The sequence below is a fragment of the Arcobacter sp. s6 genome (assembly GCF_040884245.1).
Classification (GTDB): Bacteria; Campylobacterota; Campylobacteria; order Campylobacterales; family Arcobacteraceae; genus Aliarcobacter.
Genome location: NZ_JBEVTN010000011.1, coordinates 33,494 through 53,960, shown reverse-complemented (window position 1 = coordinate 53,960; position 20,467 = coordinate 33,494). Strand labels below are relative to the sequence as shown.

General features: G+C 26.7%; 22 protein-coding genes. 6 read left to right on the top strand and 16 right to left on the bottom strand.

Features of this window, described 5'->3' with window-relative positions:
* Positions 1–9: 9 nt before the first annotated feature.
* A complete protein-coding gene (locus ABVS04_RS08100; protein ID WP_368030186.1) occupies positions 10–453 on the bottom strand; it encodes a GyrI-like domain-containing protein in 444 nt (147 codons plus the stop codon).
* Positions 454–542: 89 nt separating this feature from the next.
* On the opposite strand from ABVS04_RS08100, the gene ABVS04_RS08095 reads away from it, so the two are divergent.
* Positions 543–1,331, top strand: coding sequence for an ABC transporter ATP-binding protein (locus tag ABVS04_RS08095; RefSeq protein WP_368030185.1), 789 nt, complete (start codon positions 543–545; stop codon positions 1,329–1,331).
* 13 nt (positions 1,332–1,344) lie between these two features.
* Here ABVS04_RS08095 and ABVS04_RS08090 read toward each other — a convergent pair whose 3' ends face one another.
* The 9 genes from ABVS04_RS08090 to dapE all read right to left on the bottom strand — a co-directional run bounded on the left by ABVS04_RS08090 (position 1,345) and on the right by dapE (position 6,828).
* Positions 1,345–2,193 carry an ATP-binding protein gene (locus tag ABVS04_RS08090; protein ID WP_368030184.1) on the bottom strand — a complete coding sequence of 283 codons (849 nt, stop codon included), beginning with the start codon at positions 2,191–2,193 and terminating at the stop codon, positions 1,345–1,347.
* A 71-nt stretch (positions 2,194–2,264) separates the two neighbouring features.
* A complete protein-coding gene (locus tag ABVS04_RS08085; RefSeq protein WP_368030183.1) occupies positions 2,265–3,110 on the bottom strand; it encodes a helix-turn-helix transcriptional regulator in 846 nt (281 codons plus the stop codon).
* Between the two features lie 106 nt (positions 3,111–3,216).
* Positions 3,217–3,405, bottom strand: coding sequence for a hypothetical protein (locus ABVS04_RS08080; protein WP_368030182.1), 189 nt, complete (start codon positions 3,403–3,405; stop codon positions 3,217–3,219).
* Positions 3,406–3,611: 206 nt separating this feature from the next.
* Entirely contained in the window at positions 3,612–4,175 is a 564-nt protein-coding gene (locus tag ABVS04_RS08075) for a hypothetical protein (protein ID WP_368030181.1), read from the bottom strand.
* Between the two features lie 58 nt (positions 4,176–4,233).
* A complete protein-coding gene (locus ABVS04_RS08070) occupies positions 4,234–4,527 on the bottom strand; it encodes a nucleotidyltransferase family protein (protein WP_368030180.1) in 294 nt (97 codons plus the stop codon).
* Positions 4,524–4,922 carry a nucleotidyltransferase substrate binding protein gene (locus ABVS04_RS08065; RefSeq protein WP_368030179.1) on the bottom strand — a complete coding sequence of 133 codons (399 nt, stop codon included), beginning with the start codon at positions 4,920–4,922 and terminating at the stop codon, positions 4,524–4,526. Before ABVS04_RS08065 ends, ABVS04_RS08070 begins: the two co-directional genes overlap by 4 nt.
* Positions 4,923–4,969: 47 nt before the next feature.
* The gene (locus ABVS04_RS08060) at positions 4,970–5,386 is read right to left on the bottom strand and encodes a DUF86 domain-containing protein (protein WP_368030178.1); all 417 of its coding nucleotides are present in this window, start codon (positions 5,384–5,386) and stop codon (positions 4,970–4,972) included.
* The gene (locus ABVS04_RS08055) at positions 5,379–5,663 is read right to left on the bottom strand and encodes a nucleotidyltransferase family protein (RefSeq protein WP_368030177.1); all 285 of its coding nucleotides are present in this window, start codon (positions 5,661–5,663) and stop codon (positions 5,379–5,381) included. Before ABVS04_RS08055 ends, ABVS04_RS08060 begins: the two co-directional genes overlap by 8 nt.
* A 64-nt stretch (positions 5,664–5,727) precedes the next feature.
* Complete coding sequence (gene dapE, locus ABVS04_RS08050) at positions 5,728–6,828, bottom strand: succinyl-diaminopimelate desuccinylase (protein WP_368030176.1); 1,101 nt, start codon at positions 6,826–6,828, stop codon at positions 5,728–5,730.
* 101 nt (positions 6,829–6,929) lie between these two features.
* Here dapE and ABVS04_RS08045 point away from each other — a divergent pair, with 101 nt between their 5' ends.
* The 3 genes from ABVS04_RS08045 (at position 6,930) to ABVS04_RS08035 (ending at position 11,410) form a co-directional block, all read left to right on the top strand.
* The gene (locus ABVS04_RS08045; protein WP_368030175.1) at positions 6,930–10,361 is read left to right on the top strand and encodes a DUF748 domain-containing protein; all 3,432 of its coding nucleotides are present in this window, start codon (positions 6,930–6,932) and stop codon (positions 10,359–10,361) included.
* 96 nt (positions 10,362–10,457) lie between these two features.
* Complete coding sequence (locus ABVS04_RS08040; protein ID WP_368030174.1) at positions 10,458–11,009, top strand: hypothetical protein; 552 nt, start codon at positions 10,458–10,460, stop codon at positions 11,007–11,009.
* A 14-nt stretch (positions 11,010–11,023) separates the two neighbouring features.
* Complete coding sequence (locus ABVS04_RS08035; RefSeq protein ID WP_368030173.1) at positions 11,024–11,410, top strand: DUF6858 family protein; 387 nt, start codon at positions 11,024–11,026, stop codon at positions 11,408–11,410.
* 77 nt (positions 11,411–11,487) lie between these two features.
* On the opposite strand, the gene ABVS04_RS08030 is transcribed toward ABVS04_RS08035, so the two are convergent.
* Positions 11,488–12,180 carry a SapC family protein gene (locus tag ABVS04_RS08030; protein ID WP_368030172.1) on the bottom strand — a complete coding sequence of 231 codons (693 nt, stop codon included), beginning with the start codon at positions 12,178–12,180 and terminating at the stop codon, positions 11,488–11,490.
* Between the two features lie 91 nt (positions 12,181–12,271).
* Positions 12,272–14,473, bottom strand: coding sequence for an endonuclease MutS2 (locus ABVS04_RS08025; RefSeq protein ID WP_368030171.1), 2,202 nt, complete (start codon positions 14,471–14,473; stop codon positions 12,272–12,274).
* A gap of 137 nt (positions 14,474–14,610) precedes the next feature.
* Between ABVS04_RS08025 and ABVS04_RS08020 the strand changes: the two genes are divergently transcribed.
* Both ABVS04_RS08020 and ABVS04_RS08015 read left to right on the top strand, forming a co-directional pair.
* Positions 14,611–15,264, top strand: coding sequence for a LysE family translocator (locus ABVS04_RS08020; RefSeq protein ID WP_368030170.1), 654 nt, complete (start codon positions 14,611–14,613; stop codon positions 15,262–15,264).
* Between the two features lie 168 nt (positions 15,265–15,432).
* Positions 15,433–15,741, top strand: coding sequence for a hypothetical protein (locus ABVS04_RS08015; protein WP_368030169.1), 309 nt, complete (start codon positions 15,433–15,435; stop codon positions 15,739–15,741).
* A 92-nt stretch (positions 15,742–15,833) separates the two neighbouring features.
* Here ABVS04_RS08015 and ABVS04_RS08010 read toward each other — a convergent pair whose 3' ends face one another.
* The 4 genes from ABVS04_RS08010 to ABVS04_RS07995 form a co-directional block, all read right to left on the bottom strand.
* Positions 15,834–17,168 carry a DASS family sodium-coupled anion symporter gene (locus ABVS04_RS08010; RefSeq protein WP_368030168.1) on the bottom strand — a complete coding sequence of 445 codons (1,335 nt, stop codon included), beginning with the start codon at positions 17,166–17,168 and terminating at the stop codon, positions 15,834–15,836.
* Positions 17,169–17,269: 101 nt separating this feature from the next.
* On the bottom strand, positions 17,270–18,175 hold the full coding sequence (arcC, locus tag ABVS04_RS08005) for a carbamate kinase (protein ID WP_368030167.1): 906 nt from the start codon (positions 18,173–18,175) through the stop codon (positions 17,270–17,272).
* 2 nt (positions 18,176–18,177) lie between these two features.
* Complete coding sequence (argF, locus tag ABVS04_RS08000) at positions 18,178–19,179, bottom strand: ornithine carbamoyltransferase (protein WP_368030166.1); 1,002 nt, start codon at positions 19,177–19,179, stop codon at positions 18,178–18,180.
* Positions 19,180–19,219: 40 nt separating this feature from the next.
* Positions 19,220–20,461, bottom strand: coding sequence for an arginine deiminase (locus ABVS04_RS07995; protein WP_368030265.1), 1,242 nt, complete (start codon positions 20,459–20,461; stop codon positions 19,220–19,222).
* Positions 20,462–20,467: the final 6 nt, after the last annotated feature.

The window sequence follows — 20,467 nt, the reverse complement described above, 5'->3', positions numbered from 1 at the left end:
TATTTTGTATTATTTTATAGAAACATAAATCTCTATTTCATCTTCTTTTGCATATTTTTCAAAATCTATTTCAAAGGCTCTTTCATAATCACTATTTTTTTCAAAATAATCCCAAATCTTTTCCCATAATTCAACTACAACCATTGGAAGCTCACCTTGTTTTGTGAAAACTAAATATTTTTTATCTTCAATAACTATTGCATTTTTTGCTTTTGTAACTTCAACACCAACTGTTACTTTATAGTTTCCACTTACATCTGAATCGTAATTACTATAAACACCATACATAAAATCACTATTTGATTTGTCAAAAGTTTTTTTATAAACATCATTTGCAAAATAATCTTCCCAAAGTTGGGCTATTTTCCCATTTTCTTCACTCATTTCAAATTCATTATTTGTAACAGCACTAATACCTGAAATCATTAATTTTTTTATTCTTGTAACTTTCATTTGCTCTCTTTATATATAAATCGTATTTTAAGGATTATATTAAACATTTACTAGTAGTATCTTGAAAAACATATTTATTTAGGAGATTTATGAATATTATTGATTTTGAAAACATAAATGTAGGATATGATAGTAAAATTATTTTAAAAGATATTACATTAAAAATAAAAGAAAAAGAGCATTGGGCAATACTTGGAGCAAATGGAAGTGGAAAGTCAACTTTGATGAAACTTATTCAATCAGAAATTCATCCAAGAAAAACAAATCCTTATAAAAAAGAGATTTTAGGGAAATCAAACTACTCTATTTTTGAGCTAAAAAAAGAGTTAGGAATCATCACAAATGATTTACATAACTATTTTGCAATTAATGGTTCTTTTTTAACAGGATATATTACAGTTTTAAGTGGACATTATAGTTCTGTTGGAGTTTTTAAACATCAAGATTTTAGTGATGAACAACACGAAAAAGCAAAAGAAACTATGAAATATTTAGAAATAGAACATCTAGCAGACAAATATATAAAAGAGATGTCAACAGGAGAACTGCGAAAATGTATAGTTGCACGTGCTTTAATTCACGATCCAAAAGCCTTTATTTTAGATGAGCCAACAGTTGGACTTGATATAAAAGCACAAATAAACTTTATTAAAATGGTTCAAAAATTATCAAAAAACTGCTCTATTATTTTAGTAACTCATCACCTTGAAGAGATTTTTGAAGAAATACAAAATGTAGCTTTGATACATAACAATACTATTTATAAAAGTGGAGCTAAAAAAGATATTTTAACAAGTAAAAATCTATCAGATATATTTGATACAAATGTTCATATCAATGTGAAAAACAATAGATATTTTGTAGAAGAGATTTTTTAATCTCTTCTACATCTTATTTTAAATCATAAATACTTACTTTATTTCCTATCATCTGAGGTATAAAAATCTTTTTTGATTTTTTATCAATCCAAAAATCAGCAGCACCCATAAAAAGCTCTGCTTTTAAAATACTTTCTTCTTTTGTTTTTAAATCATAAACTCTTATAATTCCCGTTTTTTCTGCATTTCCCCAATCACTAACATAAACTTTATTCCCAACTTTATCAACGCCATCTAAAACACCTTCAAAAGTTCCTAGCTGTGTTAGTTTATTATTGTTTTTTAAATCGATTTGATATAACTTTCCTTTTCCATCAAACATATTTTGAGTACTACTTCCAAGTTGGGCTGCATACAAAATACCATTTTCATAAAAAAGTCCATTTGCTACAGTGAAATCAATTAGTTTTTTATAGCTTTTTTTTGAAATATCTACTTCATAAATCGCACTTGTATCACTAGCACTTATAAATAAAGTATTTGAATCTTTTACTGTAATGTCATTTAAAAAATTCACACCTTCGAAAACTACATTAAAAACTTCTTTTTTAGTTTTTAAATCAAAACCTCTTAAAGTATCAATATCAGTCACAAAAAGAGTATTTCCAACTATTCCCATACCTTTTGGTGCGTCTAATCCATCTATAAAATGTAACTCTTTGATTTTTCCATTTACATCTAATTTTGAAATAAATCCATCTGCATCTTTTAAAGTTGGTTTTAACTCTTTTCCAACATTTGATACATATAAATCACTTTTATTTACAATAGTGCTTTCAGGTGAAGAAAATCCCTCTATTGTAAGAGTACTTGCAAAACCTAAAATTGCTGTTGTTATTAATGATAATGCTATTTTTTTCATATTTTTCCTTTTTTTGTTTATATGAAAAGTATATCAGTTATTTTTATATATTGTTTATCTGAGAAGTTTAACTATTTGTCTATATAGCTAGGATTAATATTGAAGCGTTTTTTGTAAACTCTGCTAAAATGAGCATGAGTTTTAAACCCTACACTCAAAGCTGCACTTCCAACATCATAGCCAAGTTCTTGAATCAAAAATTTTCCTTTTTCAACTCTTTTTTTCAAAATCCATTGCATTGGAGATTCATTAAATATAGATTTAAACTCACTTTTAAAACCACTAAGACTTCTACCACTTAGTTTTGAAAACTCTTCAATACTCAAATCTTTTTCAAAGTTACTTTCCATAAAGCTTTTTAAATCACTTTTATCTAAAATTAGATTTTGACAAAAACTAATAAAATTTTCTTTAGAATCTGTACCTAAAATCAAAAGTATCAACTCTTTTAGTTTTAAACTAATTAACTCTTCACTAAATTTAGGTTTATCTTCTAAATAAAGTTTCAACGTATCAGCTGTATTTTGTAAAAATGCATCAACTTCAAATTTGAATATATTTTTTGTATCAATATTTTTATTAGCATTAAGTTTAAAAGGAAGTTCAGATAAAAGTTTTCGGCTTAAGTGATGATCAAAAAATATCAATAAACACTTATATTCACTTTCCCCAACAACTTCACTCATAACATATTCACCCTTAGTAATAAAAAAAGCCTCACCAGCTTGAACTTCTATATCACTATCAACTGTATGCAAAATCTTTGTACCACTATATACAATATTCAAAAGATTGCAAGGAATGACAAAAGAGTGTTTATAGTTATTTTCAAGGGCACAAAACTTTGCTAATACAATATCTTTTGTGATTATTGAGTCTTTACTATGATGTTCTTTTATATATTCTATTGCGTTCATAATAAAATGTCCTTCTTAATGTTTTAAGTCAAAATGGTAAAGTTACTTATCATTTATGGGATATTTGGAGAAAATGTAAAGTAAATTTATCATTTTGTCAAATTCTTTATTTGATTATATAAATCTTATGAAAACTATTTTTTACACTATTATTTTCAAAATATAATTTTATTTGTTTTATCTGCTCTTTAAATCCATCATCTAATTTTTCATTAATCTTTCTATTTATGATTTGATTAATTTTATTTAAGAAATCAAAATTATTTACTAAGTAAAAATCTCTATTTTCTATCATGTGTCCAAATAAATTTTCATTGGAAAAACTATTAGCAATTACCTTAAAAATATAATTATAAAATTTATCATCTTTAGATGTAAAAAGATTTTCATCTATAATCTTTATTTTACTTTTTATATTATTTATATATATTGGATAAATATTTTCAAACTCTTTTTGAAAAATTTTTTCTTTTAATTGGGAAAAAAACTTATCATTATAATTTATTTTAATCCATTAATTTTTACATCATAATTAATCTTTTGTTCCATTTTGAAGTATTTTTGGATATCGTCATTTTCAATAAGACTAAGTTTTATATCTAAATTTTTTTCATCATGTTTTTTTAAAAAAGCTCTATTTGAAATATTGTATTTATCATTTATATCATTATCAAAAGCATCAATCAAAGAAGTATAATAAATATAATTTAACTCTTTTTCTGTAATTTTCTGATTTTCTATAAAAATTTCTTTTTGATTTGAAAAACAATAAAATCCATTTTCTTCTTCATAAACACAAATAGAATACTCATTATTTTTATCTCTAATAGAGTTTAAAAGTACACTTTTACCTGTTCCATTTTCTCCTATAAGTACGCCAATATCAATATTATTAGAATAAAAATCTTCTATAAAATTGAGATTTTCTTCCTTTTTGAAATAAAATCTATTTTCAGTAGATTTTTTTTCATCAGTAGTAAATTTATATTTTTTTGATAGGTGAATTATTGAACCTTTTTCAAAAGTTCCAAAATCTTTATAAAAGTAGATAAAAAGTAGTCTCATTATATTTCCAAGTAAAATTATTTAAAAAAGATAATATCTAAAAATAACAAAAAAAGATTTAATAGATTTTTTTTCCAAACTCATCAATATGCTTCTTCAATTCCAAATTATCAAGGTTGTCATAAATCACAACATCAAAAAAATAAGGCAAATTTGTATCTTCTTCAAGGGTGTATTTTAGTTTTGAAAGAGTGTTTATATCAACATTGCCTTTTATGGCAAGGTCAATATCAGAGGCAGTTTTATGTGTACCCAAAGCTCGTGAACCAAAAAGTATGACTTCTTTTATATCATCAAACTTTTTGAATACATTTTGTAGGATTTCTAGCTCTTTTGGTGAAAGTCCTATCATAATTTTTTCTTTAAAATTTCTTTTAAATCATTGAAAAGTGGATAATAAGTATGAATAATTAACTCTTCAAGTTCATCAAGAATTTTATCATCATAAGTGTGAGATGCAAGATTTCTTTTTTCAAGTGCTTCAAGCCATAAAGTTCCATTTTCTATTAATCCATATTCAAAAGCAGTTTTTATACTCTCCCGTGGGCTTTTTACTTCATATCCCTCAGCAGTTAAAAAATCTTTCATTACTTTCCAAGATAGTTCAAATGTAACTTCAAAAAACTGTATAAGCCCTGCTTTTTCTATGTCATTTAAATCTTCTTTTTCAACAGTAGTTTTTAAATGCCCTAAAGATTTTTTATAGTTAGCAAATCTTTGTCTACATCTTGTTAAGTTATCTTCCATTTTTTAGTCCTTTTTTAAAACTTCGCTATGCAGCAAAACATCATCATTTATTTCAAATAATGTAACTCTTCATAATATTGAGTTTTTAATGCTTCGTTGATATACATTTCACTATTTTCAATTTTAGGTAACATTTCTATCAATAAGACTTTTAAAGTAGGTAGATAATCTTTTATAATTTCCCATACCATTGATTCATCAATTCCTCGATAGTTATGTGAAACTTTATCTCTCATAGCTGATAAATTTTTCCAATTGATTTTATTTGATGTTTTTAACTCTTCATTAATTTTTTTATTTTCTTCACCTATTGCTATTAGTAAGTTTACACTTGCATTAAAATTTAATTGTTTATTTGCTAAATAAAACTCTTCTTCATTTTTGAAATCAGCAGAATAAATAAAAATCTTTTCGATTGCTTCAAGCATTGTGAGTATGTATAATACATTTTTACTATCAAACATATATAAAATCTTTTTCTGAATGTAGTTTAATAAGTGGATTAAATTTTTTATAATTGATTAAATCAATTTTAGCATTAAATATTTTCTCTAGTTCACTTTCTAGTTTTAAGTAACTTTCAAAATTCAATCTTGTTTTATCATCTTCAATATATGCTATATCTATATCACTATGCTTTGTATTTGTTGCAGAAGAAACAGAACCAAATAATATAAAGTTTTTTAAGTGATATGAAGCTTTTTTACTTTTAAGCACTTCTAATATATCTTCTTTATTCATTTTATTTTGATTCCTTTCTATTTTTTTATCCATTATAACACAAGAATTTGTAATTTATATTCTATTAAAACTTCCGAATCAAATCCTCAAACACAGCAGTCAATCCCTCAACTTCTTTAACAGTAGTTCTCTCACCAGTACTATGAATAGTGTCATTTATAACACCAAATTCTATAGCTTCGATTCCAAATGCTCCAAAATATCTTGCATCACTTGTACCACCGTGAGTTGAGTGTTTTGTTGTTACTCCTAAAACTTCTTTGATTGAGTTTTCCATTGCACGTACTACTTTTGATTCTTTGTTTGTTACAAATGGGAAAGAGCCTTGTGTTGTTCTAAAATCATATGTTAAGCCTTTTAGTTTTTCATTTATAAAGGCTTCTACAGATTGCTTTGTTGTGTTTGTTGAGTTTCGCACATTGAACATTAGTTTTAGTTCATTTGGTGTTACGTTTGTAACTTCCATTCCACCTCTTATATCTGTGATAACCATTTTTGATGGTGCGAAATACTCATCTCCATTGTCTAGATTGTGTCCAGCTATTTGAGGTAAAATTTGTGCAAAATTATGAACTGGATTTATACATTTTTCAGGATATGCAGCGTGTCCTTGTTTACCTTTTATTGTGATGTATCCATTTATACTTCCTCTTCGGCCTACTTTTATAGCATCTCCAAATACTTCTTCACAAGTGGGTTCTGCTACGACTGCATAGTTTGGAATAAAATCTATTTCTTTTAGATGTTCAAGCATTTTTATAGTTCCGTAAGTTCCCTCACCTTCTTCATCACTTGTCATTAAAATACTTAGTGTTCCATCAAAATTTTTTGCATGTTTACAAGCATATAAATAAGCTGCAACTCCACTTTTCATATCTTGTGTACCCCTAGCTGTTATTACTCCATCAATAACTTCTGCAGCAAATGGGTCTATTTCCCATGAACTTCCTACAGGAACCACATCGATATGACCAGCAAAACATAGATGTTGAGAATTTTCATTAAATTTTTTATAATAAAATCTATTTTTTACTCCTTCCATATCTAATTTTATGCAAGTCCATGTATCGCCTAAATATTCTTCGATGAAATCAAATGCTCCATCATCTGAAGGTGTAATTGATTTAAATCTTAATAATTTTTGAAATAATTCTATAATAGTCATTTTATGTATCCTTTTTGTTAATGGAATTTTATCTAACTTAGCTTTATTTTGTTATAATAATTTAAATTTACACTTGTTATTCACAAAAAAAGGATTGCCCTATGGGAAAACTAGAAAAATCATTTTATTGGCTTTGCTTTACATTAGCTATTTATATAACCATAGGATTTAAAATTATTCCTACTATTTTAGAAGACCAGTTAGTGAAAAATTTGGATGAAAATCTAACACAAAAAACAACTATTGAAAAAATTGAATTTAATCCTTTTACTTTCAATCTAAAAATTCATAATTTTAAATTAAGTGATTCAAACCAAACACCTACAATTTCATTTAAAGAGTTTACTATAGATTTTGGAGTATTGAAATCAATTGAAAATTTAAATGTAAGCTTTCAAAACATCTCATTAGTGGATGCTTTAGTTAATGTTATTGAAGAAAAAGATGGTCAACTAAACTTAACAAAACTTGTAAAACCATCAAAAGAAACTGAAGAAGAAAAAGAAGAAGATGACAATTCTAAAATGTTAAATTTTTTAGTTTCTAAATTATCATTAGAGAATGCAAATATAAACTACATAAATCAAGAAGAAAACCCTTATAGCCTAAGCTTAAAAAATATAAATTATACTTTGTATGATTTAGGAACATTTAATGATATTCTTTCTTCAAATGATTTAAAACTTAAATTAAATGAAAATACAAATATCACAATTGGTGGAGCTTTTAAATTAGAGCCATTTAGAGGTTACGGGAAAATTTCAATTGAAGATTTAAGATTAAAAGAACTTTTAGCTTATAAAAAAGATTTATTAAATTTTGATTTAGATGAAAATGCAAATCTTAACTTATTACTAAACTATGATTTTCATGCGAATAAAGATTTTGCTTTAAATATAAATAGTGATAAATTTGAATTTAATAATATAAATTTAAAACAAAATGAAACTGATATTTTAAATCTCTTAAAATTAGATATTAAAACTTTTGTTTTTAATCTAGATAGAGAAAATATTAGAGTAGAAGATATAAATTTTGATGCATTAAAAGTAAATATGATTTCATCTAAAGATGGATTAAATTTTGCAAATTTAATTAAAGAAGAAAAAAAAGTATCTGAAGAACAAGTTGCAAAAGCAGAAGAAAAAAATCTAAGTGAAAATAAAATAGTTCAAGAAGAGTTAAAAGTTGAAATAAAAGAAACGAAAACAGAATCTTCAAAACCATGGACTATTAGCTTGAAAAATATAAAAATCAACAATAGTGATTTTACCTTTGATGATAAAACAAATGATAGTATTGCCCAAACAAAAGCTTTTAATGTAAATCTTGATAATTTAAAAATCGTAGATTCAGATATAGATTTAACTTCATTAAAATTTACAAATCCAAACTTGAGCTACAATGACAATAAAAATAAATTATCAATTAACTCTAAAAATGCAAATATAAATCTTGATAAATTAACTCTTAAAAAAAATATACTAGATATAAATAAAATAGAAATTTCAAAAGATAATTTAGTTTTAGATGATAAAAAAGCAAATTTTTCTTTACTTACAAAAAAAACTGATATCGCATTAAATAGTTTTAAAATAGATAATGGTAAAACATCAATAAACTCAATAACACTAAAAACACCTAGCTTAAATTTTGATGATAATAAATCTAAAATGAGTGTTAAAACTCCAAATATAGATATAAATATAAACAGTTTACTTGTAAATGATTCTAAAACATCTATTTCTACTATTAGTTTAAAAACTCCAAGTATTGAGTATGATGATACAAAATCTAAAATAAATGTAAAAACTTCTTCTATAAATCTTGATGTAAATACATTAGCTATTGAAGGAGTAAAAACTTCAATAAAATCTATAAGTCTGAAAACACCAACTTTAGATTTTGATGATAAACAATCTAAAATGAGTGTTAAAACAGCAAAAATAGATCTTGATGTAAATACCTTAGCTATAGAAGGATCAAAAACTTCTGTTAATTCTATAAATTTGAAAACACCTACTATTGATTTTGATGATGAAAAATCTAAAATGAATATTAAAACTTCTAATATAAATTTAGATTTAAATTCATTTTCTATTAATGATTCAAATATTTCTTTGAAAGAAATTAAGCTTTTAAAACCTACAGTAAAATTTGTTGATAATACTAATAATCTTAAAATCGATGCAAATAACATTGAACTTTATGTGAATAATCTATCAAAAATAAATGATAAAATAGCAATAGATTTAGTAAAACTAATAGAGCCAGATCTTGATTTTCTAGATACAAGTAGCAATACAAAAATTGAAGCTAAAAAGATAGACCTTCAAATCAAAAAATTATCAAATAGTAATTCTGGATTCAAAATCGAAAAAACAGATTTAAATAATCCAAATATTGCAATAACACTTCCAAAAACAAATGCTTCAAAGCCAGTAACAAAAGTAGTTGAAAATAAAAAAGTAGAGTCAAATAGTAAAGATGATTCTGCGCAAACAAAACTAGATATAGGACCCATAAATATAAATAATGCTCTTTTTTCTTTTGAAGATAAAAACTTACCAGTACCTTTTAAAACAGTAGTTACTAAACTAAATGGAAAAATATCAGAATTTAAAAATACAAAATCAAGTACAACAACTTTAAATGTAAATGGTGTTGTGGATAAATACGGTGTTGCAAAAATCACTGGAATTGTTCATCCTACTAATATAAAAGTATTAACAGATATAAATATGATTTTTAATAATATAGCTATTTCTAATTTCACACCATATTCAGGTAAATTTGTAGGTAGGGAAATAAATAGTGGTAAGTTAGATATGGATTTAAAATACAATATAGAAAAATCAAATCTTGATGCTAAAAATAATATCACTATTTCTAAATTAGAATTAGGTAAATCAGTTCAAAGCCCTGATGCTGTTTCTTTACCTTTGGATGTAGCAGTTACTTTACTTAAAAATTCACAAGGAATTATTGATATTAAACTTCCAGTTTCAGGAAATGTGGATGATCCAACATTCTCAATAGGTTCAATAGTATGGAATGCCTTTGTAAATCTTATGACAAAAGCTGTAACAGCACCATTTTCACTTCTTGGAGCAATATTTAACTTTAGTCCAGATGAGATAAATAGTGTTGATTTTGATTTAGCACACGATGAAATAACTCCTATTCAAAAAGAGACATTAGATAAAATTTCTCAAATATTAACAGCTAAACAAGATTTAGCAATAAAAATATCAGCTTCGTATGATAAACAAAAAGAAGAATATGCTTTAAAAGAGAAAAAATATTTAGAAGACAATCCTAAAGATGCTACTCTAAAAAAAGAAGATCTTGAAAAAGAAGTTATAAAAGAAAAAGCAGAATTAAAAGAGCTTGAAGAAATAGCAAAAAATAGAATATTAAATATTAAAAATTATTTAATAAAAGAGAAAAAAATAGACTCAAAACAAATCATTCTAACAGACAAAATTGAAACATCAAGTTCTTCTATTAATATTGGAATAGAAAAAATCTAATAAAATCATAATATTTACTTATATATAAAGAATAATATTGACTTATTATTCTTTATTTGATAATATCCATTAAACTTTTTAAAGGATATAAAAATAATGAACAAAATTCTACCTATAATTTTATTATTAATAATGACTTTCGTAGCTTATGGTGTATATAAACAAGCAAATAAAAGTATAAAAACAAAAAGAATTGAATGCCAATCCAAAACAACTACATTTGAAAAAATATTAATTGAAGAACCAATAGAAGAAGCTATCAACGCACTAAAAACAAATAACTACACATTTAACTCATCAATTGAATACTCTAAATATATGAAAAGCAATTTAGTGAGTATTTTAACAAAAGAACAAGCTGATGAAAAACTAGAAAAAATCATAAAAACTTATATTATAGATACAAATACTCAAATAAATAGTGATGATAAAAAGCTATTAATTGACTACTATATTTATGAAAATGATAAAGAAGATAAAGGTAAAAAGAATAATGATGCTAAATCATATGCTGGATATTTACTATTCGAATTTAAATATAACAATAAATTAGTATATAAAATTCAATCAGACTATATGAATTTAGACGGGAATGACATAGAAGATAGAATGACTTGTGCAATAAAATCGTTTACTTCATTAAATTAAATAAAAGGGAAAAAATGAAACAAAAAATTTTTAAAGAAAAATATCATATATTTGAAATCGAATATAAAAAAGATGAATTACAATACAAAAGTGTAGATGAAATAATTTCAGCACTTCAAGTAAAAATAGATGCTCATCCAGTAATTGCTTTTATAGCTATTTTTGATCAATATAAACACACATCATCTTTAAAAGATGGTGAGATTAATCCAAATATAAAAGCTGCAAAAAATATAATATTTTGTTTTGGAAAAGAGTTACCAACTCCTGAAGTTTTAGCAGTTAGACCTAGAAGTATTGGCGTTTGTGAGTTAGAACATTCATTTGTTTTAAGTTTTTTGGAAGCACCAAATGAAACAGCTAATAAAACTATGGAAGAGTTTGTAAAATCACTTATATAACTCTAAATTTTAAAAGTATGTTCTAAAGTTCGATCTTTTTTCAAGATTGAACTTTAGCTTATTTAGAAAGTTTTATATTATGAGAATCTTTTAATATTTGATAATGATATTAAATGTGCGGTAATCAAAGGAATTGCATTTTTATTAAAAAGTTCTTCTTTTCTTTTTTTACTTAAGTGTTTTAATTTTTCTTCATTTACTACATAAAATCCATTTATATTGTATTGCTCATCTTTTGAAACAATAACTTTTGCATTTTTTTCTTCTAAAAGTTCCCACTCAGCTAATTGTTTTATGAAAGAAGATGTTTCTAGCGAATCTTTGTGATATTGGTTTAAAAATCTTAAGATTCCATTTAGAAACTTACTATTATTTCCATCTTTATCAAATAATTTTCTATTTCCATCTTTTGGTGTTTTGATTTTATAATCTTTTTCAACACCCAATGTTAATTGTGATGATTTATCATCTGTAACAAAGATAAAAGGGTATCTTCTAATATGAGCTGGAATATATTTATGTTTAGTCCAAGTACCTTTTTCATCAACAAAAGTATTTTCTTTTTCTTTATAACCTAACATAACTGTAGCCATCCATAAATTACTAGCATCTTTTACAAAAAAGATTGGATAATCTTTACATGCTTCATAAAACTCTGAAATTGTGATTGGAGAATTCATTTGCTCTTTTGCAAAAGAATAATCCATAATTTCTTTAATTGATACTTCTTTATCCGTAATTTTATTAATTGGTTCTAATTTGTTATACATAATCATAAATCCTTATTTATCATAAATTATTTTCTAAAATACCAATACATTTTAACTGATATTTATTTAAAAGAGCAAGGTGAGTGAAAAACTAAAGCTTAATCACTTTAGCACCAAAGCCTCCACTACTTGGATGAGCATCTTCAAAGCCTCTTACTTTTGGATGTTTTTTTAAATACTCTTTAACAGCAAAAGCAAGTTTTCCTGTACCTATTCCATGGTAAACTAAAACCTCTTCAAAGCCTGACAACAGTGCATCAGATAAAAACTTATCAAGATTCTCAAGTGCTTCTTCAGCTCTTTGTCCATGTAAATCAAGTTTTATACTTCCCGTTTCTGGTCTTTGTATAGTTACAGTTGCTTTTTTTGTAGGTATTTTTGGAGGTGGATTTCCACTTCTACTTAAATCAGCCAATAATACTTGAACTTTCATTCCCATATCATTTTCAATAAATGCTTTTGTACCTTTTATAGAAACAATTACACCTTTTGTATTTCTATATTTTACCCTATCACCTACATTTAAAAGAACTGCCTCTTGAACTTTTTCAGTTTTAATCTCAACTGCTTTTTTATGGGCAATATTTAAATGTTGATGTGATTCACTTACAAGTTTTGCTTTGATAGCTTTTTTGGCTTCATCTCTTGCATCATTATACTCTTTATGTAGTTTTGATTTTTCTGAATAAATATGTTCATCTAACTTTTCTTTTTGATCTTTTAGATTTCCAGAGATTCTTTGCATATTTGCTATTTCTTCATCAAGTTTTGCAATTTTTTGTTTGTATTCTCTTTCTAATGAACTACTTCTTTCAATTAGTTCATTTAATTTATCTTTATCATCACCATAAACCTCTTTTGCTCTTTTTACAACACTATGAGGTATTCCATATCTAGAAGCTGTTTCAAAAGCATAAGATCTTCCAATTGTTCCTTGTAAAAACTCATAAGTTGGTTTTTGATTTTCTTCATCATAAAGTGCTGCTATTAACTCTACATTTTCATTTGCAGCCATAAGTGCAGCTAGTCTTTTATGGTGAGTTGTAATAATAACTTTAATATCTCTTTGAATCAGCTCTTCAATTATTACTTTAAATAAACTAGCAGCTTCGTCTGAGTCAGTTCCAAGTTCTATTTCATCTACTCCAACGATTGCATTTTTACTTCCAAATAATTTTGAGAATTCAACCATACGACCTGCAAAGGTAGAAATATCATTTTTTACACTTTGAGGATCATCTAAAACTGCATTTATTGACTTGAAGTTTGTTACAACTGTATCATGATGAGCTTTATATGGAATCAAATACTTTGATAAGAAAACAGCTGTTAAAATTGATTTTAACATCATTGTTTTTCCCCCTGCATTTACTCCTGTTATCATCACAACGGATTTTGTAAAGTCAATACTAATAGGCTTTGCATTATGTAAGGCTGGATGGCAAAAATCAACTAATTTATTAACATTGTTTTTTGAAGGTAATATAAAATTTTTATCATTTATTTTTGAGAAAAATAGCCTTGATTGATAGTGATCAAATCTATCAAATTCTTTGTTTATAAACTTTAAAAACAAAAGATTTTTTTCAAATAATGAAGATATTTCTCTACAAATTTTAAATAAAATCTCTTCTTGCTTATTTTTTAGATCACTTTGTTTTTGTTTTAATTCACTAATACTATGAGGAACAACATAAAAAAATCCAGAATTAGATCTATTTATAACTGAACCACTTAAGACATGATTAAAACCTCCTCTTACAAGTAAAGCCTCTTCACCATTTATATAATGAACTTGTGAATCCACTAAATATGATCTAATTTTTGTAGAATTTATAATCTTATATAAATTTTGTTTGATAGTCTCTTTATTCTTATTAATAGCATATTTGATATTGTCAAAATCTTCATTTACACCATCTCTTAAATTCGCTTTATCATCAAAATATTCACAAATCTTTACAATGTCATTTGGTATGATAATTTTATCAATCCACTCAGCAAGTTTTCCATCAAAATTAAATTTTTTTAAATATCTAAAATAATTTATTATTTTGATAAATTCAAAAATATCATCAATTTTTAATATACCCTGCTTTTGGATATGCATTAAAGGTGAATCCAAATTTTCAATTTTATTTGGAGCTTTTATGTCAAATTTTGACAATTCATTTATAAGTTTGTAATGAAGGTTTATATCACCTTCTAAAATAATAGATTTTTCTCTAGCCATAAGCTTTGAAAAAGTATCTATATAATCAATTAAGTCTAGTTTTTTTAATATATTTTGCATGGTAAGAATTATAGCTAAATGCTCTTAATATTTTTATAGCTGAATTACAAAAAAAATTAATAAATTATACAAAATAAATAAAGATAAACAATAATAATTAGCTATCATTTCTTTTTTAAATTTTTATAAGGTCAAAAATGAATATAGAAACAATACTTACTTTCGCAACAATCTCAATACTATTAGTAATTTCCCCCGGGCCAAATAGTGTACTTTTTCTGAAAACTGTTCCTTTATATGGTAGAAAAAGCGCAATGAGCAATCTTTTTGGTATATTCTGTGCAACATATGTACATGGTGCATTATCTTTTTTTGGTTTATCTGCTATCGTTTTATCTTCTGCAAATTTATTTATGCTGATAAAAGTTATAGGAGCTTTATACTTACTATTTTTAGGACTTAAAGCCTTATATTCTTTATTTAAAAAAGAAAAGCAATTGAAAGATGTTTTAGATAAGCCAATCAAAAAAGATAAAAGTAGAACTTATAAAATCTTTTTTATTGAAGGTTTCTTAACTCAAATGTTAAATCCAAAAGTTTCAATGTTTTATTTAGCTGCATTTCCACAACTTATTGATTTTAAAACAGCTCAAGCATCTGATATTTTTACTTTAGTATCTATTCATACTTCTTGTATTCTTATTTGGTTTACTTGTTTTATATTTCTATTAGGAAAAGGCGCAAAAGCTTTTCAATCAACATATATAAAAAAGAATATTCAAGGGCTAACTGGAATAGCATTTATATATCTAAGTTACAAAATCTTATCTATTCAAACCACATCAAAATAATTTTTAATTTTATTTATAAAAAATAAAAACTATTCCCAAGTTTTAGCTTGGGAATAAAAAAATAGATAAATTCTTTTTTTTAATTTATTTCATAATGTTATAACAATTTGAGATATAATTAAGCTTATTTTTGTATAATTCTGCCCCAAAAAAATAGACAGGAAACATATGAGAATAACAATAACAAACGAAGAATTTAACAATATTCAAAGAATCTTAGTTCAAAATGATATGTCGTTATATGAGAGATTTAATGAAGAATTTAAGAAATCAATATTATCGTGTACCCCAAAGAAAATTAAGGCTACAAATAAAGCGAATATTGCAAAAAGAAAAAAAAGTAGAGATGCAATTACAAATGCAGTAAATATATTAAGATTTGAAGATAAAGATATTACAGTTTATAGTGTTGCAAAAACAGCTGCTATTAGCTACAACACTGCTAAACAATATAAAGATTTCATACTTGCTCAATAGGATTTATTTACTATTTTCAAAACATAATAACAAAATGAAAGTTCATTTCCAAGACAAAACTTAAAATAAAAAAGATAAAAATATTTTTTATTTTACAAAAAATGTTGCCAATAAACCAAAGCAACAAATGTCACCATTAAAATTGCAATAATATTTATAAAAAATCCAAAACTTGCCATTTGTTTTACTTTAACGGCACCACTACTCATAGCTATTGCATTTGGTGGAGTTGCAATTGGAAGCATAAATGCGTATGAGGCACAAATTGTGGCTACCATTAGAATTAGTGTCATATTTATATTTGCAACTTCTCCAAGTGAATAAATTATTGGCAAAGCTATTGAAATAAGTGCTGTATTTGATGTGATTTCAGTTGTAAAAGTAATTAAACTTGCAACTATTAAAATAAGTAAAATCACTGGTAAATCTGTCAAAGACAACATATAATTTGCAACTTCACTTGCAAGGCCTGTTTTTGAAAAAGCAGCTGCTATTGTAAATCCTGCTCCAAATAAGAAGATTATTTCATAAGGTATATTTTTAGCATCTTCCCATTGTATAAATCCAATTTTTGGAACGAACATCAAAAGTCCAAAACTAAGAAGTATTGCTGTTTCATCTAAACCTAGCCCTGAATAATAGGGTTCAATTTTCGAGTTTATCAAAAGTGTAATAATTAAACCTAATAAAATAAATAGCAGTCTTTTTTGATTTGCTAATAAGACTTCTTTTTCTTTTATTTTTTTATCAAGAACAATGTCACTTAATCCTAATGATAAAAGAAAAGGAACAATAATCAACATTAATAAAGCCAATGGGCCTGTTAAAATCATCCATTGAATAAATGAAATAGGCTCAAGGGAATGCTGTTGCATAAATCCCATTAATATCAAGTTTGGTGGCGTTCCAATTGGTGTGATAATTCCTCCAATACTGCAACCATATGCAATTGAAAGGGCAAGTCTTGCTTTAAATTTTAGATTTTCAGTTAAAAATATAGCAATAGGAAGTAAAAGTAATGCAGTGGTAGAATTTGATAAAACAGAGCTTAGAAGTGCTGCTGTTATTGATAAGGAGAAAATCATTCCCCTTGGAGTATTTGGAAAAATAGTTAATAACTTATTTGAAATATATTTATGTAAGTTTATTTTTTGAGTGGCAATTGCAATCATAAAACCACCCATAAATAAAAAAATAGTTGTATTAGAATAATTAACTGCTGCACTTTTTATATCCAAAATTCCAAAAGCAGGAAATAACACAATAGGTAGTAATGAAACCACACCAATTGGCAAAGATTCGTTTGTCCATAAGATTACAAAAAGTGTAATTAAAGCTATTAAAATAGAGTGTTGTGTTGTAAAAAAAATATTTGAAAGGAAATAAAATCCTATAGCTGCTACTATTGATAAAAATATATTTTTCAAAACAAACTCCTACTTTATTTTTTAATCTAAATAATTTTATATTCTATTTATTATTATATATTGATACCATAGTACTATAAAATTAATAAATTTTTTACTTCTTAAAAAATAAGTGTCCCTGCCTTTCCTTCAATAATATTTAAGGCATCTTTTAAAGTACCAATACCAGCTTTTCCACTACTTGCATTAACAAAATCACAAGCTGCTTCAACTTTAGGTCCCATAGAACCATTTGCAAAAGACATATTACTTATTTCTGATACGGTTATTTTCCCAATAGAACTTTGATTATCCATTCCCCAGTTTTTATAAATATTATCAACATCCGTAAGCATTAGTAACATATCTGCTCCAAGTTTTTTTGCTAATAATGCACTTGCTTTATCTTTATCAATTACTGCTTCAACACCTATTGAACTACCATCTGCTTGGCGAACTATTGGAATACCTCCTCCCCCTGCACAAATAACAATAATATTATGTTTCAAAAGTATTTCAATAACAGAGATATCAGGAATTAAAATAGGTTCAGGTGATGCAACAACACGACGATAATTTTTGCCATCAACTGCAACGCTCCATCCAAACTTTGAAGCTAGAATATCTGCTTCTTCTTTACTATAAATTGGACCTACTGGTTTTGAAGGATTTTTAAAAGATGGGTCTTTTGAATCTACTTCAATTTGTGTTAGTAACATTGCTACTTGGTGCCCTGAAGGCAAAGCATTTTCAAGCTCTTGTTCAATTAAATAACCTATCATTCCTTCAGTTTCTGCACCTAGTACATCAAGAGGATAAGCTTCTTCTTGTTTATAAGCAGCACCTTGAAGAGCTAATAAACCAACTTGCGGTCCATTACCATGCGTAATAATAACCTTATGTCCAGCTGCAATAACTTCAGCAATTGATTTTGCTGCAATTTTTGTATTAGCACGCTGATTTTCTATTGTTAATGGTTCTCCACGCTTTAATAAAGCATTACCTCCAAGAGCAATTACAATTAACATAATTAATCTCCTAAAGTTGCAACTAAAACAGCTTTTATAGTATGCATACGATTTTCTGCCTGGTCAAAAACAATAGATGCTTTTGATTCAAATACTTCATCTGTTACTTCCATACAATCTAATCCAAACTTTTCTTTTATTTCCATTCCCATAGTTGTGTCAGTGTTGTGGAAAGAAGGCAAACAATGCATAAATTTAGTTTTTGGATTTCCCGTTTTCATCATAAGTTCAGAATTTACTTGATATGGCTTTAATAAATTAATTCGCTCCTGCCATTTATCTGCAGATTCACCCATAGACACCCAAACATCAGTGTAAATAAAATCACACCCTTTTACAGCTTTTGTAGAATCATCTGTAATACAGACCCTAGCACCTGTTTCAATAGCAAGCTTTTGAGCATATTCTATTATCTCAAAGCTTGGCCAACACTCTTTGGGTGCACATAATCGTACATCCATTCCTAATTTAGCACCACCAATTAATAATGCATTACCCATATTATTCTCTGCATCACCTATAAAACAATAAATAATTTCATTAATTGGCTTTTCACTATGTTCACTCATTGTTAATGCATCTGCTAAAAATTGAGTAGGATGATACTCATTAGTCAAACCATTAAAAACTGGTACACCAGCATGTTCAGCAATTTCTTCTACTATTTTTTGACCAAACCCACGATACTCTATTCCATCATAAATCCTACCAAGTACCCTTGCAGTATCTTTAATAGTTTCTTTATGACCTATATGAGAACCTGTTGGTCCAAGAAAAGTAACATTTGCTCCTTGATCGTAAGCAGCAACTTCAAACCCAATTCTTGTTCGAGTAGAATCTTTTTCAAAAATTAATACTATATTTTTCCCATTTAAACGTTTTTGTTCAGTACCTGCATATTTAGCAGATTTTAAATCAGCTGATAATTTCAACAAAAATTTAATCTCAGACTGATTAAAATCTTTAATAGCTAGAAAACTTCTATTACGTAAATTATATGCCATTACTTATCTCCTTAGAGTATATTGCTCTATATTTTTATGTTTAATTAGCAGGGTCTCTTTGAATAGGACAAGTCATACAATGAGCTCCACCACGCGCACGTCCTAATTCTGAACCACTTACGGTAATAACTTCTATACCAGCTTGTCGCAATTTATCATTAGTAAAAGTATTTCTTTCATAACCAATTACTACACCTGGTTCTAATGCAAAAACATTATTACCATCATCCCATTGCTCTCGCTCTCTTTCATAACTATCGCCACCTGTTGAAACTACATTGAGTTTTTTAATACCTAGACACTCTGCTGTAATTTCAAATAGATCTTTCTTTTCTTCACGAATATCTAATGTTCCAGCCTTATCACCTGGACGTAATGAATAACATTTAATAATTGAAGCAACTTCCAAATAGCTAGTTACGATATCATGATCACAAAAACTAAATACAGTATCTAAATGCATTGCCGAACGTGATTTAGGCATTTCACAAGCAATAATTCGTTTTGCTGCACCTGCAGAAAATAATGATTTTGCCACTTGACCTACAGCTTCAGGAGTTGAGCGTTCACCCATTCCAATTAATACAGTGCCATTACCAATTGGCATAACATCTCCACCTTCTAATGTAGCTAGACCATGATCAACATCAGGATTACCCCACCAGATATTTATTGGTTCTTGAGTGAATAAAGGATGAAAACGATAAATTGCTGTCATTAACAAGGTTTCTTGTCTACGTGCTTGCCAATGCATAGGATTAAGTGTTACGCCATTATAAATCCAACAACTATTATCTCGAGTGAAAATAGTATTTGGAACAGGTGGAATAACAAAACCATCTACACCAAGATAACTTCCAAACATACCATGTGGTTTAAATGGTAAATCATGAACAGCAATTCCTCCAATTAGAAATTCAGCAAGATCTACTGCTTTCATTTCAAATAGCCATCCTTTAAGTTCATTGAGCATCCCCACCCCTACATAATTTTCAGTAATACGACGATCTAAAAGCCATTTTCTATTTTCTGGAATCATTAAAACTTCTGCTAATAATTCATGGACATCATAAACTTCAATACCTCTTTCACTCATTCGTAAACAAAAATCAGCATGATCTCTTTTTGCCTGCTCTACCCAAAAAACATCATCAAACAAAAGATCATGACAATTCATCGGTGTTACACGAGTATGAGCCAAACCTGGACGACAAACTAACACTTTGTGAAGCTTCCCTACCTCAGAATGAACACCTAGTGATTTTATTAAATTATTAGTCATATTATT